17 protein-coding genes are annotated in these 14,653 nt (G+C 73.0%); 14 read left to right on the top strand and 3 right to left on the bottom strand.

Translation table 11 applies throughout. The annotated features are described in order from the left end of the window. Positions 1 to 5: 5 nt before the first annotated feature. On the bottom strand, positions 6 to 623 hold the full coding sequence (locus tag Q4A22_RS08390) for a class I SAM-dependent methyltransferase (protein WP_303178519.1): 618 nt from the start codon (positions 621 to 623) through the stop codon (positions 6 to 8). 86 nt (positions 624 to 709) lie between these two features. On the opposite strand from Q4A22_RS08390, the gene hflX reads away from it, so the two are divergent. Together hflX and Q4A22_RS08380 are read left to right on the top strand one after the other, a co-directional pair. Continuing rightward, entirely contained in the window at positions 710 to 2,440 is a 1,731-nt protein-coding gene (hflX, locus tag Q4A22_RS08385) for a GTPase HflX (protein ID WP_303178517.1), read from the top strand. Further along, a complete protein-coding gene (locus tag Q4A22_RS08380) occupies positions 2,437 to 4,497 on the top strand; it encodes an ATP-dependent DNA helicase (RefSeq protein WP_303178515.1) in 2,061 nt (686 codons plus the stop codon). The genes hflX and Q4A22_RS08380 overlap by 4 nt, the downstream gene beginning before the upstream one ends. Positions 4,498 to 4,579: 82 nt before the next feature. Here Q4A22_RS08380 and lexA read toward each other — a convergent pair whose 3' ends face one another. Next, positions 4,580 to 5,317 carry a transcriptional repressor LexA gene (lexA, locus tag Q4A22_RS08375; RefSeq protein ID WP_303178512.1) on the bottom strand — a complete coding sequence of 246 codons (738 nt, stop codon included), beginning with the start codon at positions 5,315 to 5,317 and terminating at the stop codon, positions 4,580 to 4,582. Positions 5,318 to 5,608: 291 nt separating this feature from the next. Between lexA and Q4A22_RS08370 the strand changes: the two genes are divergently transcribed. The 7 genes from Q4A22_RS08370 to Q4A22_RS08340 all read left to right on the top strand — a co-directional run bounded on the left by Q4A22_RS08370 (position 5,609) and on the right by Q4A22_RS08340 (position 10,457). Further along, positions 5,609 to 6,088: a LysM peptidoglycan-binding domain-containing protein gene (locus tag Q4A22_RS08370; protein ID WP_303178509.1), complete on the top strand. Its 480-nt coding sequence runs from the start codon at positions 5,609 to 5,611 to the stop codon at positions 6,086 to 6,088. A gap of 9 nt (positions 6,089 to 6,097) precedes the next feature. Continuing rightward, complete coding sequence (locus Q4A22_RS08365) at positions 6,098 to 7,201, top strand: histidinol-phosphate transaminase (RefSeq protein WP_303178506.1); 1,104 nt, start codon at positions 6,098 to 6,100, stop codon at positions 7,199 to 7,201. A gap of 108 nt (positions 7,202 to 7,309) precedes the next feature. After that, positions 7,310 to 7,927 (top strand): imidazoleglycerol-phosphate dehydratase HisB, encoded by a 618-nt coding sequence (gene hisB / locus Q4A22_RS08360; RefSeq protein ID WP_303178504.1) that lies wholly within the window; start codon positions 7,310 to 7,312, stop codon positions 7,925 to 7,927. After that, a complete protein-coding gene (gene hisH, locus Q4A22_RS08355; protein WP_303178502.1) occupies positions 7,924 to 8,640 on the top strand; it encodes an imidazole glycerol phosphate synthase subunit HisH in 717 nt (238 codons plus the stop codon). The genes hisB and hisH overlap by 4 nt, the downstream gene beginning before the upstream one ends. Then, entirely contained in the window at positions 8,637 to 8,798 is a 162-nt protein-coding gene (locus Q4A22_RS08350) for a hypothetical protein (protein WP_303178500.1), read from the top strand. The genes hisH and Q4A22_RS08350 overlap by 4 nt, the downstream gene beginning before the upstream one ends. A gap of 56 nt (positions 8,799 to 8,854) precedes the next feature. After that, a complete protein-coding gene (priA, locus tag Q4A22_RS08345) occupies positions 8,855 to 9,604 on the top strand; it encodes a bifunctional 1-(5-phosphoribosyl)-5-((5-phosphoribosylamino)methylideneamino)imidazole-4-carboxamide isomerase/phosphoribosylanthranilate isomerase PriA (protein ID WP_303178498.1) in 750 nt (249 codons plus the stop codon). After that, positions 9,597 to 10,457: an SseB family protein gene (locus Q4A22_RS08340; RefSeq protein ID WP_303178496.1), complete on the top strand. Its 861-nt coding sequence runs from the start codon at positions 9,597 to 9,599 to the stop codon at positions 10,455 to 10,457. The genes priA and Q4A22_RS08340 overlap by 8 nt, the downstream gene beginning before the upstream one ends. Before the next feature lie 53 nt (positions 10,458 to 10,510). Here the strand turns inward: Q4A22_RS08340 and Q4A22_RS08335 are convergent, their stop codons facing one another. Beyond that, positions 10,511 to 10,960 carry a DUF1844 domain-containing protein gene (locus Q4A22_RS08335; protein ID WP_303178494.1) on the bottom strand — a complete coding sequence of 150 codons (450 nt, stop codon included), beginning with the start codon at positions 10,958 to 10,960 and terminating at the stop codon, positions 10,511 to 10,513. A 237-nt stretch (positions 10,961 to 11,197) separates the two neighbouring features. Here Q4A22_RS08335 and infC point away from each other — a divergent pair, with 237 nt between their 5' ends. The 5 genes from infC to Q4A22_RS08310 all read left to right on the top strand — a co-directional run bounded on the left by infC (position 11,198) and on the right by Q4A22_RS08310 (position 14,521). Then, entirely contained in the window at positions 11,198 to 12,232 is a 1,035-nt protein-coding gene (infC, locus tag Q4A22_RS08330; protein WP_303178492.1) for a translation initiation factor IF-3, read from the top strand. A 117-nt stretch (positions 12,233 to 12,349) separates the two neighbouring features. Next, entirely contained in the window at positions 12,350 to 12,547 is a 198-nt protein-coding gene (gene rpmI, locus Q4A22_RS08325) for a 50S ribosomal protein L35 (protein WP_303178489.1), read from the top strand. Positions 12,548 to 12,642: 95 nt separating this feature from the next. Then, positions 12,643 to 13,029: a 50S ribosomal protein L20 gene (gene rplT, locus Q4A22_RS08320; protein ID WP_303178487.1), complete on the top strand. Its 387-nt coding sequence runs from the start codon at positions 12,643 to 12,645 to the stop codon at positions 13,027 to 13,029. A gap of 8 nt (positions 13,030 to 13,037) precedes the next feature. Then, positions 13,038 to 14,060, top strand: a complete 1,023-nt coding sequence (locus tag Q4A22_RS08315; RefSeq protein ID WP_303178486.1) for an RNA methyltransferase — start codon at positions 13,038 to 13,040, stop codon at positions 14,058 to 14,060. Further along, positions 14,057 to 14,521 (top strand): (deoxy)nucleoside triphosphate pyrophosphohydrolase, encoded by a 465-nt coding sequence (locus Q4A22_RS08310; protein ID WP_303178485.1) that lies wholly within the window; start codon positions 14,057 to 14,059, stop codon positions 14,519 to 14,521. The genes Q4A22_RS08315 and Q4A22_RS08310 overlap by 4 nt, the downstream gene beginning before the upstream one ends. Positions 14,522 to 14,653: the final 132 nt, after the last annotated feature.

The raw sequence follows: 14,653 nt of genomic DNA, 5'->3' as shown, positions 1-14,653 counted from the left end.
GCGGGTCAGTCCCGCCGCACCGTGATGACCCGGAAGCCCTTGTCCGTGGCGGCGCGCGCCACGGTGAAGTCCGGGCCGAGGGTGTCGGCGAGCCACCGCTGCAGGCTGTCCCCGCCGAGGTTCTTCTGGACCACGAGCCACGCGGTGCCCCCGGGGGCGAGCCGGGGGAGCCACGTGGTGAGGATCTCGTGCAGGGCGTTCTTGCCCACCCGGATGGGGGGATTTGACCAGATGGTGTCGAAGGTGCGTCCGGGCGGGACGTCCTCCGGCAGGTGCGTCTCGACGCCGGAGAGGCCCAGGTCCCGGGCGTTGGCGGCGGTCAGCCGGAGGCTGCGCTCGTTGACGTCCACGGCCGTGACCGTGGCCTCCGGCGCCGCCTGCGCGAGGGCGATGCTCAGTGGTCCCCAGCCGCAGCCGACGTCCAGCAGGGACGTGCCCGCCGGGTCCGGCACGTGGCGCAGCAGGGCCGCGGTGCCCCTGTCCAGGTCCGCGGGGGAGAAGACACCCGCGGCCGTGCCCACCTCCACCTCGCGGCCCCGCAGCGTCACACGGATCCGGCGCGGCCGCTCCGGGAGGTCGGGGTCGGTGACGAAGTAGTGCTGCGCGGGAGGTTCGAGGGCCATGGCTCCACATGCTAGTGCCCGCCGAGAGCGTGTCCGGGCCCGGCGCTAGACTGGGCCGTCCCATGAACAGCGCAGATCAAGGAACCATGACTGACTCTTTCTCCCACCGGAAGCCCGCGTCCGAGCACGCGGAGCACACCGGGGACCTCTCCGGCGCCGAGCTCGAGGACGTCGTCTCGCGCGTCCTCGCCCGTGCCCGTTCCCGCGCGGACGCCCCTGCCGCGGACCCCGCCGCCCCCGTGCCGCGCGCGGGCCACGACCACCTCGGCCGGGCGCGCGAGCTCGCGCCCGAGGACGAGACCCACGTCCCCTCCGACGGGGACCAGCAGGACCTCGCGGAGCGCCACGCCCTGCGCCGGGTGGCGGGGCTGTCCACCGAACTCGAGGACGTCACCGAGGTCGAGTACCGCCAGCTGCGCCTGGAGCGGGTGGTACTCGCCGGGCTGTACTCCAGCGGGACCCTCGCGGACGCGGAGAACAGCCTGCGGGAGCTCGCCGCGCTCGCCGAGACCGCGGGCTCCGAGGTCATGGACGGCATGCTGCAGCGCCGGGTGAACCCGGACCCGGGCACGTACCTGGGCTCGGGCAAGGCGCTCGAGCTCAAGGACGTGGTGGCGGCCACGGGCGCGGACACCGTGATCGTGGACGCCGAGCTCGCGCCCTCCCAGCGCCGTGCCCTGGAGGACGTGGTGAAGGTCAAGGTCATCGACCGCACCGGGCTGATCCTGGACATCTTCGCCCAGCACGCCAAGTCCAAGGAGGGCAAGGCGCAGGTGGAGCTCGCCCAGCTCGAGTACATGCTTCCCCGGCTGCGGGGCTGGGGCGAGTCCCTGTCCCGCCAGGCCGGTGGTCGGGCGGCCTCCGGCGAGGGCATCGGCAGCCGCGGTCCCGGCGAGACCAAGATCGAGCTGGACCGCCGCCGCATCCGCCAGCGCATGGCCAAGCTGCGCCGTGAGATCGCGGCCATGAAGCCCGCCCGCGAGACCAAGCGGCTGAACCGCCGTCGCAACGCCGTTCCCTCCGTGGCGATCGCCGGGTACACGAACGCCGGGAAGTCCTCGCTGCTGAACCGACTCACCGATGCCGGGGTGCTGGTGGAGAACGCCCTGTTCGCCACCCTCGACCCCACGGTGCGCAAGGCGCAGACGCCGGACGGGATCGGCTACACGCTGGCGGACACGGTGGGCTTCGTGCGCTCCCTGCCCACCCAGCTCGTGGAGGCGTTCCGCTCCACGCTGGAGGAGGTGGCGGACTCCGACGTGATCGTGCACGTGGTGGACGCCTCCCACCCGGACCCCGAGGGCCAGCTCAAGGCCGTCCGCGACGTCCTCACGGACGTGGGCGCGAACGACATCCCGGAGATCGTGGCGCTGAACAAGGCCGACATCGCGGACCTCGTGGTGCTGGCCCGGCTGCGCAACCACGAGCACCCCTCGGTGGCGGTCTCCGCCCGCACGGGGGAGGGCATCGAGGAGCTGCAGCGGCTGATCTCCGCCGCCATTCCGCGCCCGGACCACGAGCTGGACCTGCTGATCCCCTACGTCCACGGCGAGGTGGTGTCACGGCTGCACGCCCAGGACGCCGAGATCCTCAGCACCGAGCACACCCCGGAGGGCACCCGGCTGCACGTCCGGGTGCGCCAGGACCTCCTGGCGGACCTCGAGGCGTACCGCTGCGACACCGCCGCGGGTCGGGACGAGCCTGGTCAGGACGCACCGGAGCGCGGCGTGCCGGACCATGGTGACCCCGCCCGGGAGGCGACGGCCGCGGAGCACCCGGCCGGGGCGCCGTCGTCGGAGGACCAGCCCAGCGCATGAGCACGGCCTTCATCGACGAGACCGGCAGGGACGTCTCGGACGTTCGCCCGGAGTCGCTCCCGGGAGGGGCCGACGCACTGGAGCTGCTGGACGCGGCGGTGGCCGCACTGGGTGGCCAGCGCCGCGACGGCCAGCGGTTCATGGCCGCCAAGGTGGCGGAGGCGCTGGAGACCGGGCGGCACCTGCTGGTGCAGGCGGGCACGGGCACGGGCAAGTCCCTGGCCTACCTCGTGCCCGCCCTGCTGCACGCCCGGAGCTCGGACAAGCCGGTGGTCGTGGCCACCGCCACCCTCGCCCTGCAGAACCAGATCACCGGCCGGGACGTCCCCCGGCTGCTGGACGCCCTCGAGGACGAGCTGGAGGAGCGCCCTGCGGTGGCCCTGCTCAAGGGCCGTTCCAACTACGCCTGCCTGCACAAGGTGGAGGGCGGGTACCCCGAGGACGAGGACGCCGCCCTGTTCCCAGTCGTCGGGAGCACGGGCGGGAGCAGTGCGGGGAGCGAGCGTCCCCTGGGCGGCCTGGCCCAGCAGGTGGTGCGGCTGCGCGAGTGGGTGGAGACCACGGACACGGGGGACCGGGACGACGTCCAGCCCGGGGTCTCGGACGCGGCCTGGCGCCAGGTCTCCGTCACCGCCAAGGAGTGCCTGGGCCGCAAGTGCCCCCTCGTCGAGGAGTGCTTCGCGGAGCGGGCCCGCGCACAGGCAGGCGAGGCGGACGTGGTGATCACCAACCACGCCCTGCTGGCCATCAACGCCTTCGAGGGCCTCGCGGTGCTGCCCGAGCACGACGTCGTGGTGGTGGACGAGGCCCACGAGCTGCGGGACCGCGTGACCGGCGCGGTCACGGCGTCGCTGTCGGCGGCCGCCGTGCGCGCCGCGAGCACCGCGGTGCGCAAGCACACCGCCGCGTCCAGCGACGCCCTCGAGCGCGCGGCCCAGGCGTTCGACTCTGCCTTCGACGGCGAGGAGTCCGGTCTGCTGCCCCGCGGCTTCACGGAGGAGCAGGTCTACGCGGTGCGCGGCGTGCAGGACGCCGCCCGCACCGGCCTGAGCGACACCAAGGGGGAGAGCAAGGGCGAGGACGCCGGCCGCCACGCCGCCCGCTCCCGGCTCTCCGAGCTGCTGGACACCGCGGAGCGGATGCTCGGAGCCGACACCGCCCACGACGTCCTGTGGATCTCCCGCACGGGGCGCTGGAGCCCCACCGAGGGGTACGTGGGCACCGCCGCGGGAGAACCGGCCTCGCTGAACATCGCTCCGCTGAGCGTGGCGGGGGCTCTGCGCGAGGGCCTGTTCGACGGGCGCACCGTGGTGCTGACCTCGGCCACCCTCGCCGTGGGCTCGTCGTTCACGAGTGTGGCGGGGTCGCTGGGACTGCAGGGCCCGGGAGCGCCACCCTGGCGCGGTGTGGACGTGGGCAGCCCCTTCGACTACCGCAGGCAGGGCATCCTCTACGTGGCCAAGCACCTCAGCAAACCCGGCCGGGGCGTGTCCCCGGAGCAGCTGGACGAGCTGCTCGCCCTGCTCGAGGCCTCGGGAGGGGGAGCTCTCGGACTGTTCTCGTCCCGCCGGGCGGCCGAGGAAGCCGCGGAGACGCTGCGAGAGCGCACCGAGCTGCCCATCCTGTGCCAGGGAGACGCCTCCCTGCCGTCACTGGTGAAGGAATTCACGGACGACCCCGCAGCGAGTTTGTTCGGCACCATGAGCCTGTGGCAGGGCGTCGACGTGCCCGGTCAGTCGTGCCGGCTGGTGGTCATGGACCGCATCCCGTTCCCCCGCCCCGACGATCCCCTCGGCACGGCTCGCACCCGGGCCGCCGAGCGCGCGGGGGGAAACGGGTTCATGTCGGTCTCCGCGTCCCACGCGGCGGTGCGGCTGGCGCAGGGGGCCGGGCGGCTCATCCGCGCGAGCGGTGACCGCGGGGTGGTCGCGGTCCTGGACTCGCGCCTGGCCACGGCCCGCTACGGCTCCTTCCTGGCCCGTTCCCTGCCACCGCTGTGGCCCACCACGGACCGGGACACGGTGCTCGGGGCGCTCTCGCGGCTCAGTCGCGGCTGAGCCGGACCGGAGACCCGGAGGCCCCGGGGCCCCGGAACCCGGGCAAGCTCCGGGCGGCCCGGTCACGCGGGCAGCCGCTGCCTCAGAGGGAGCGGAACACGGAGACGACCTTGCCCATCACCGTGGCGTGGTCCCCCAGGATCGGCTCGTAGCGCGTGTTCTGGGGCAGGAGCCATGTGTGGCCGTCGCGCTGACGGAAGGTCTTCACGGTGGCCTCGTCGTCCAGGAGTGCGGCGACCACGTCCCCGTTCTCGGCGGAGTTCTGCTGGCGCACCACCACCCAGTCACCATCGCAGATGGCGGCGTCGATCATGGAGTCTCCCGAGACCCGCAGCATGAAGAGCTGGCCGTGGCCCACGAACTGGCGCGGCAGGGAGTAGACCTCCTCCACCGACTGCTCCGCGGTGATCGGACCGCCGGCCGCGATGCGGCCCACGAGCGGCACGGGAACCATGGCGGCGTCGTCCCCGGCGGCCGGGAGGTCGCCCATGGTGTGGACGAACGGCGGGGTGGTCTCCTCCGCATCGGCGGCGGGTCCCAGGTGCCGGTCCAGCTCTTCGGCGCTCAGGGGACGCAGCACCTCCATGGCCCGCGGCCGACGAGGGTCCCTGCGCAGGTACCCCCACTTCTCGAGCTGGCCCAGCTGGTGGGTCACGCTGGAGAGCGAGGCGAGGCCCACGATGTCCCCGATCTCGCGCATCGAGGGCGGGTAGCCGCGCGTGACGATGGAGCGCTGCACCGCGCCGAGGATCTTCGCCTGGCGGGCGGTGAGGGGACGGGCGCGAGGGGCGGGCGTGTGCTGCGGGGAAGTGGTGCTCACGTGCGGGGTCCTTTCGCCGTGCCGCACAGCGCGGGCCCGGGGGTCGGGCCGCGGACCGGGGTCCGCTTATGCGTGTCGGAGACATGGGGTCGACTAATCACCTGTGTGACCTCGAGCTTAACCCGTGGGTACGCACGCGTTCAAATATGTGTTCGAAACAGCTCTCGACACCCTTCGTACATCCGTGCTAGAAATGACGGCAGTCGTTCGAACGTGTGTTCTAGGAATGGGGCACTTTTCGAACACCGCCGCCCCGTGGGCGGCTCCCCGTCAGACCACCAGGAGGCAGCCATGACCGCACTCATCATGCCGAGGTCCGTCCGCACCGTCGCCCCGGCGCTGCGCCGCGGGGTCCGCTCCGTGAGCGGTCGCGCCGCGAGCGTCCTGCCCCGCGCGGCGGCCTCCGGGCCCACCACGGCAGCGCCAGTCCGGGCAGCAACCGGGCGGACGGCGGCACCGCGCCGGATGCGCCTCACGCGCCGGGGTCGGCTGGTCCTGGTGGGCCTGCCGTTCGTCACCGGGGCCGCCGCACTGCTCGTGGTCGCCGCCGTCTTCCTCCTCCCCGCCACCGTCAAGGCCTCCACCGACTCCGTCCCCGAACCCGTCACCCAAAGCGTCACCGTGCAGGCCGGCCAGGGTCTGTGGGACGTGGCCCTCGCCGCGGACCCCGAGCGCGACACCCGGGAGGTCATGGGGGACATCGCGGAGCTCAACGGGCTCACCTCCCCGGGACTGCGCGCGGGCCAGGTCCTCGAGGTGCCCGCCCGCTAGACTGGACCGGTGAATTCACCCGCCGAACCCCTCGCCTCCCTCCCGCTGCGTGACGACCTCCGGGGCATGTCACCCTACGGCGCGCCCCAGCTCGAGGTGGAGGTGGCGCTGAACACCAACGAGAACACCCATCCGGTGCCCGCCGACGTGGTCGAGGCCATCACGCAGCGCGTCCACCGTGTGGCCGCCTCGCTCAACAGGTATCCGGACCGCGACTTCACGCAGCTGCGCACGGCACTGGCCGGGTACCTCGGGCACGGACTGGCCCCCGAGAACATCTGGGCCGCCAACGGCTCCAACGAGATCCTCCAGCAGATCCTGCAGGCATTCGGCGGCCCCGGGCGCTCCCTGCTGAGCTTTGTCCCCACCTACTCCATGTACCCGCTGCTCGCCCTGGGAACCGGTACGGAGTTCATCGCCGGGCAGAGGGAGGCGGACTTCTCGCTCACCGCGCAGGCGGCGGCCCGCCAGGTCACCGAGCACGCTCCGGACGTCGTGTTCCTGTGCTCTCCCAACAACCCCACCGGGACCGCTCTGGGGCTGGACGTGGTCGAGGCCGTGTACCGGGCGGGAGAGGCCCACGACACCGTGGTGGTCGTGGACGAGGCCTACGCCGAGTTCGCCCGAGAGGGGACCCCCTCGGCGCTGACCCTGCTGCCGGGGCGCCCCCGGCTCATCGTCTCCCGCACCATGAGCAAGGCCTTCGCGCTGGCCGGTGCGCGGCTGGGATACTTCGCCGCCGCGCCCCACGTGGCGGACGCGATGCGGCTGGTGCGGCTGCCCTACCACCTCTCCACCGTCACCCAGGCCACCGCGCTTGCGGCCCTCGGGCACCACGGGACCCTCCTGGCCACCGTGGCGGACGTCAAGGAGCAGCGTGACCGCATCGTGCGCGAGCTGGACGGGTTGGGCCTGACCCCGGCCGCCTCGGACTCCAACTTCGTCTTCTTCGCGTGCGGCACGGACGCCCACGCCATGTGGGAGGGGCTGCTGGAGCGCGGGGTCCTGGTCCGGGACGTGGGCATCCCCGGGCACCTGCGGGTGACCGCAGGGACAGACGCGGAGACCACCGCGTTCCTCGACGCGGTCCGCGCGTACCTGGGCCGGAGCTGATTCCTCCGCCCCGAGCCCGGGAGCGTCAGCGGCGCGCGGGCCCGTCCTAGACTGAGCAGGGCCACCGAGCCGCGGGCGGCCACGCGAGACGAGGAGTTGCCAGCACACATGAGTGCCTTCCAGACACCACGCACCGCCACGGTGGAGCGCACCACGAGCGAGTCCACGGTCCGGGTGCACCTGGACCTGGACGGCACCGGGACCTCCAGCATCCGCACCACGGTTCCCTTCTACGACCACATGCTGACCGCACTGTCCAAGCACTCGCTGATCGACCTCCAGGTCGAGGCCAGCGGCGACACGGACATCGACGTCCACCACACGGTGGAGGACACCGCGATCGTCCTCGGGGAGGCGCTCAAGGCGGCGCTGGGGGACAAGCGCGGCATCCGCAGGTTCGGCCAGGCCACGGTTCCGCTGGACGAGTCGCTCGCCTCCGCCGTGGTGGACGTCTCCGGGCGGCCCTACGTGGTGCACACGGGCGAGCCCGAGGGGCAGCAGTACCACCTGATCGGCGGCCACTTCACGGGCTCCATGACCCGGCACGTCCTCGAGTCCCTGGCGCACCACGCGGACCTGTGCCTGCACGTGGAGCTGATCCGCGGCAGGGACCCGCACCACATCGTGGAAGCGCAGTTCAAGGCCCTGGCACGGGCCCTGCGCGAGGCAGTGGAACGTGACCCCCGCGCGGCGGACGCCATCCCCTCCACCAAGGGTGCCCTGTGAGGCCCGGGGAGGCGGCGGCGTCGGACGCGGCCCAGGTGGTGGTGCTGGACTACGGCGCCGGCAACGTGCGCTCCGCCGTGCGCGCCCTGGAGGAAGCGGGGGCCCGGGTGCGACTGAGTGCGGATCCCCGGGAGGTGCTGGACGCGGACGGTCTGGTGGTGCCTGGCGTGGGAGCCTTCGAAGCCGTCATGGACGGTCTGCGCGCGGTGGATGCGCCCCGGCTGATCGACCGCCGCATCAGCGGCAACCGGCCGGTGCTCGGCATCTGCGTGGGACTGCAGGTCATGTTCGAGCGCGGCGTGGAGCACGGGCACGAGTCCGAGGGGCTCGGCCAGTGGCCCGGCACCGTGGAGCGCCTGGCGGCCCCCGTGGTGCCGCACATGGGCTGGAACACGGTGCGCCCGCCCGAGGGTTCCAGCCTGTTCCGCGGGATCGAGGACGAGAGGTTCTACTTCGTGCACTCCTACGGTGTCCAGGACTGGGCCTTCGACCAGAGCATCCCGCAGATGTCCCCGCCCGCCGTGACCTGGGCGGAGCACGGTGCTCCGTTCGTCGCGGCCGTGGAGAACGGGCCGCTCACGGCCACGCAGTTCCACCCGGAGAAGTCCTCGCACGCCGGGATCGCCCTGCTGCGCAACTGGATTGCCACGCTGCCGCGCACCGGCCGCCTGGCCACGTCCGCCGCCGCGGCCCCGGGGGAGGGAGGGGCATGACCGCGTCCGTCCTGGTCCTCGTGGCCGGAGCCTTCTTCGCGGGCGGGGCCATCTCGTTCGCGCAGCAGCACAAACCACGGTGGTCCGTGCTCCTGCTCGGGCTCGTGAGCGCGGCGCTGATCCTCTACGGCGCCTACTCGTGGTTCACCAGCGTGTGAACCACCCCACCCCGCCCGACCACCCCGGCGCCTCCGGCGCCCACACGAGGAGAGACATGAACGAGACCACCGACCGTCGGCTGGAGCTGCTGCCCGCCGTCGACGTGCAGGACGGACAGGCCGTGCGCCTGGTGCAGGGCGAGGCCGGTTCGGAGACCGGCTACGGCGATCCGCTCGAGGCTGCGCGCGCCTGGCAGGAGGCGGGGGCCGAGTGGCTGCACCTCGTGGACCTGGATGCCGCGTTCGGGCGCGGGGACAACATCGACGTGCTGCGCGGCGTCACCCGGAACCTGGACCTGAAGATCGAGATGTCCGGGGGGATCCGGGACGACGAATCCCTGGAGCGGGTGCTGTCCCTGAACCCGGCGCGGATCAACCTCGGGACCGCCGCGCTGGAGAACCCCGAGTGGACCCACCGCGTGATCGCCGAGCACGGTGACCTGATCGCGGTGGGTCTCGACGTCCGCGGCACCACGCTCGCCGCGCGCGGCTGGACCCGTGACGGCGGCGACCTGTGGGACGTGCTGGCGCGCCTGGAGGCCGACGGCTGCGCGCGGTACGTGGTCACGGACGTCACCAAGGACGGCACGCTGCGCGGACCCAACACCGAGCTGCTCGCGGAGGTGGCCCGGCGCACCGAGAAGCCCGTGGTGGCCTCCGGCGGCATCTCGTCCCTGCAGGACATCGAGGCGCTGCGCGCGCTGGTTCCGTCCGGGGTGGAGGGCGCGATCGTGGGCAAGGCCCTGTACGCGGGCAGGTTCACCCTGACCGAGGCCCTCGACGTCGCCGGGCGCCCGAGTGCCTGAGGACGACGCCGCCCGCCCGCTCCCGGCGCACATCGCCGCCCAGCTGCGCTCCGCCGGCGGCACCGAGGACACCGGTGGCCAGGCGTGGGCGGGCCGGAACCTGGGGGAGGGCACGAGCCAGACCCACCAGTTCCCGGACGACCCCGGGCACGCGGATCCCGATCTGGACTCGGCGCTGACCGCGTGGCGAGCGGCGCAAGCAGGGGAGCAGGAGGTGGTGGCGGCGCTCGTGGGGGTCCGCGTGTTCGTGCCGATCGTGGCGCAGGTGTCCCGCTCGCACATCACCGAGGGGGGACTGGTCGCGGACAAGGAGGCGGACATGGCCCTGGTGGGGCTGCAGGCATCCGACGGCCGCAAGGCCCTGCCGGTGTTCACCTCCACGGAGGCGTTGCGCACCTGGAACCCCGAGGCGCGTCCGGTGGCCGCGGACATCCGGCGAGCGGCGCTGTCCGCGGTCCAGGACGGTTCCGCGCTGCTGGTGGTGGATCCGGGCTCGGACCCGGCGTTCGTGCTCCGGCGCCCCGCCCTGTGGGCCGTGGCCCAGGGGCGCGCCTGGACACCGTCCTACCGTGACTTCGCGGTGGACGACGCCGTCACCCGGGCTGCCCTGGGGGCGCCCGGCGTGGTGTCGGCCCTCACCGGCCCGGGGGAGGGGCTGGACGCCGTCCGGCGGGACGGCGGTGTGCTCCGCGGCGGCGCCGAAGGGCCAGAGCTGACGGTGTCACTGCAGCTGCGCTCGGGTCTTTCCCGGGAAGCCGTGGCCGCCGCCGTGCAGGCATTCCAGGAGCGGCTGGCCGCACAGGAGGTCGTGGCCGAGAACGTGGACTCCGTTCAGGTGCGGCTCACCTCCTGAGGCTGGAACCCGTCGCCCGGCGCGGAATTTGCCCATGGGCAGGTGAGTCGGACTCAGCCGTAGACGGGGCCCGTGAACTTCTCCCCGGGGCCCGCACCCGGGGCGTCGGGGAACGCGGAGGCCTCGCGGAATGCGAGCTGCAGCGACTTCAGGCCGTCGCGCAGGGGTCCGGCGTGCTGGGAGCCGATCTCCGGCGCCGCGGCCGTGACGAATCCGGCCAGGGCGATGATGAGCTTCCGGGCCTCGTCCAGATCCTTGAGCTCCTCGGCGTCCTCTCCCGCGGCGAGGCCGCACTTCACGGCGGCCGCGCTCATGAGGTGGACCGCGGCGGTGGTGATGACCTCCACGGCGGGGACCTCGGCGATGTCCCGCATCTGCGCGGTGACCTGCTCGACGGTCTCCTGGGGCAGGTCGCCGGGCTCGACGGCGGCGCGCGCCGCGGCGTCGTCCGCGGGCTGGGAGGCGGTGAATTCGAAGCGCTCGGGGCGCGGCTGATCGCACATGGCTCCACTGTAGAACAGGCGGCGGACGGGGAACCCTCAGGGGTGGCTGGCGCCCGCGGTCCACCGTGGGGTAGCATGGATGGCAATGTGCAAGCGGAGGCGACTCCCACCCGCCATCGGCCCGGAACGTGATGTCCGGGAATCGGATGTCCGGGTCTCGTGACCGAAGGGTCGCACCACCGGCAACGGTGTGTGCAGTTCTGTCGGTCCTGGTGTGGTTTCCACCTCCGCTCGCGCGTGCCGCAGCGGAGGTTTTTTCGTTGCGGGACAGGACCTCAGCACGGGGAAACCCACGAACACCAGGAGATCGGCATTAGCGAGCCACGCATCAATGACAGAATCCGCGTCCCGGAAGTCCGTCTGGTCGGACCTGGCGGCGAGCAGGTCGGCATCGTGCGCGTTCAGGACGCGCTGCGGCTGGCCCGTGAATCGGATCTCGATCTGGTCGAGGTCGCTCCCAATGCCAAGCCCCCGGTGGCCAAGCTCATGGACTTCGGCAAGTACAAGTACGAGGCCGCCGTCAAGGCCCGCGAGTCCCGCAAGAACCAGGCCAACACCGTGCTCAAGGAAGTGCGCTTCCGCCTGAAGATCGACACGCACGACTACGAGACCAAGGTGGGCCACGCCAAGCGCTTCCTCGGCGCGGGGGACAAGGTCAAGGCCATGATCCAGTTCCGCGGTCGCGAGCAGCAGCGCCCCGAGATGGGTGTGCGTCTGCTCGAGCGGCTCGCGAACGACGTCGCCGAGGTGGGCGCCGTGGAGACCAAGCCCCGCGTGGACGGGCGCAACATGGTCATGGTGATCGGCCCCCTGAAGAACAAGGCCGAGGCCCGCGCGGAGGCCCGCAAGCAGGCGCAGCGTGAGAAGTCCCAGGCGGACAACGAGCGCAGGCAGCGGGTGAACACCTCCGAGCCGGAGGCCGTGAACCAGTCCATCGGGGATGCATTCCCCGAGGAGCTGCGCCGTGCGGCGTCCGCGCCCGAGGCCGAGACCCCCGCTCCCGAGGCACCCGTGGAGAGCGCTCCGCTGGCCGCCGAGGACGAGGTCACCGCCACGGTGGCGCCGGCCAGTGAGACCGCGCAGGTCGAGACCCCCGCTACGGAGCAGACCGCGCCCGAGGCCGAGGTGGCCGAGACCGCACCTGAGGCGGCTCCGGCGGAGACCCCGGCCGAGGCCACGCCCGCTGCGAGCAAGCCCGCGCCCAAGCCGGCCGCCGCGAAGCCTTCGGCGCCCAAGCCCGGGGCTCCCAAGCCCGGTCCGGCGAAGAAGTAGCGCGGCACCAGAACTGACAGCGCCGGGCGTGCAATCGCCCGGTACCAGCGTGGTCGCGGCCGAGTGCCGCGACCCACCGGTGTGCCCCACCGGTTGACGTAGAAGGAGACGGCCACCATGCCGAAGATGAAGACCCACAGCGGAGCCAAGAAGCGCTTCAAGCTCACCGGCTCGGGCAAGGTCAAGCGCCAGCAGGCGAACCGCCGCCACTACCTGGAGCACAAGTCCTCCCGCCTGACCCGCCGGCTCGCGGGCGACCAGATCGTCGCCACCCCGGGTGAGGCCAAGGCCATCAAGCGGATGCTGGGCAAGTAAGCCCTTCTCGCCGTCCACTCAGCAGTTCGCCGCTCGTCAGCGGCGGGTAGACATGTCCCGGGACGCACCGGGACCAGATCGTTAGGAGTACACACGTGGCACGTGTGAAGCGGGCAGTCAACGCCCACAAGAAGCGTCGGGAAGTCCTGGAGAAGGCGTCGGGTTACCGCGGGCAGCGTTCGCGCCTGTACCGCAAGGCCAAGGAGCAGATGCTCCACTCGTACACCTACTCCTACAACGACCGCCGGAAGAAGAAGGGTGACTTCCGTCGGCTGTGGATCCAGCGCATCAACGCCGCGTCCCGTGCGAACGGCCTGACCTACAACCGCTTCATCCAGGGCCTGAAGGCCGCTGAGGTCGAGGTGGACCGTCGCATGCTGGCCGAGCTGGCCGTGAGCGACGAGCACGCCTTCGCGGCCCTGGTCCAGGTGGCCAAGGACGCCCTGCCGGAGGACACCTCCGCGCCGCGCACCGCCGCCTGAGCGCTGCCGTGACGTTCGTCGAGCGCCTGGAAGACCGGCTGCTGTCCAACCCCCGAGCTGATCGGGTGCGGGACGTGGCCGCGTTGACCGGGCGCTCGACGCGTTCCAAGCGCGGTCTGTTCCGCGCGGAGGGTCCGCAGAACGTGCGGGAGGCCGTGCGCTGCGCCCTCGACCCCCACGGGGACCCGGCGCTGCCCGCCCTGGACGCCGTCTACGTGACGCGCCAGGCGCTCGAGCGCCACCCGGAGATCGCCGCGGACCTCGAGACCCTGGACGGGCGCGGCGGGGTGTTCCTGCGCGCCGTGACACCCGAGGTCCTGGGTGCCATGACGGACGCGGTCTCGCCTCAGGGGATGCTCGCGGTGTGCCGGGTGCCGGACACGGACGTCACCGCGCTGACCGCCACGGACCTGCTCTGCGTGCTGGTCCGGGTGCAGGACCCAGGAAACGCGGGCACCGTGATCCGCGCGGCGGACGCCGCCGGTGCGGGCGCCGTGGTGCTCACCAGCGGCAGCGTGGACCCCTTCAACCCCAAGGCCGTGCGCTCCACCGCGGGCTCCCTGTTCCACCTGCCCGTGCTCACGGGAGTGGACCTGCCCGACCTCGCCGCCTCCGCGCGGGACCGGGGGCTCAGGCTGCTCGCCGCGGACGGTCGCGCCGAGGTGTCCGTGGACGAGCTCGCCGACGCCGCCCTGCTGCGCTGGGCGGACCTGCCGCCGTCCGGGGGCGCGGCTCCACGGGCCGATCCAGGGGAGGGCTTCGCGGTCGCCGCCCGCCCGCCCCGGCTGGAGGACCCCACGGCCTGGCTGTTCGGCAACGAGGCGCAGGGGCTCAGCGACGACGAGCGGGCTCTCGCGGACCTGGCCGTGGCTGTGCCCCTGCACGGGCGCGCCGAGTCCCTCAACGTGGGCACCGCCGCCACCGTGTGCCTCTACGCCTCCGCGCGCGCCCAGCGGCGCCGGGCGGGGGAGACCACCGCGGCGCGGGAGTCCGCGGGCGGCGTCGTCCCCGCGAACGGGGCCACGGCGTGACGGCTGCCGGGCCCACGCGCGTGGTGGGTGCCGCCCTGCTGGACGCGGTCACGGCCCCCACGCGGGTGCTCGCGGCCCAGCGTGCCTACCCGCCCGCGCTGCGCGGGCTGTGGGAGTTCCCCGGCGGCAAGCAGGAGGCGGGGGAGTCCCCGCGGGACGCGCTGCGCCGCGAGTGCCGGGAGGAGCTGGGCATCGCGGTGGACGTGCTGCGGGAGGTCACCCCACCCGACCCCGAGGGCTGGCCGCTCTCGGACTCCGCGGTGATGCGCGTGTTCACCGCCGTGGCCGTGGACCCCGACGACGCTCCCGCGCGCCTCGAACGCTCCGTCGCCTCCGGGGCGGACCACCTCGCCGTGCGCTGGTTGCAGCTGCGGGAACCGGCCGCCGTGCTGGGGCTGCCGTGGATCCCCGCGGACCTGCCCATCGTGGCGGCGCTGCTGGAGGCGCTGCGCACGCCCTGACCGCGTCCTGCCCGGACGAGTGGCGCCCCACGGGCGGCCCCGTCGAGAACGGCGGCGACGGCGGTCGCACCGCCATCCACTAGACTGGCTCTGCCCGTCCGGCCCCCGGCCACGGGCCCACACGCCACCGCG

It is taken from the genome of Kocuria sp., from assembly GCF_030530945.1.
In the GTDB taxonomy this organism is placed as follows: Bacteria; Actinomycetota; Actinomycetes; order Actinomycetales; family Micrococcaceae; genus Kocuria.
Note: the sequence above shows the minus strand (reverse complement) of the source record. Positions and strands in the feature narration are given on the sequence as shown.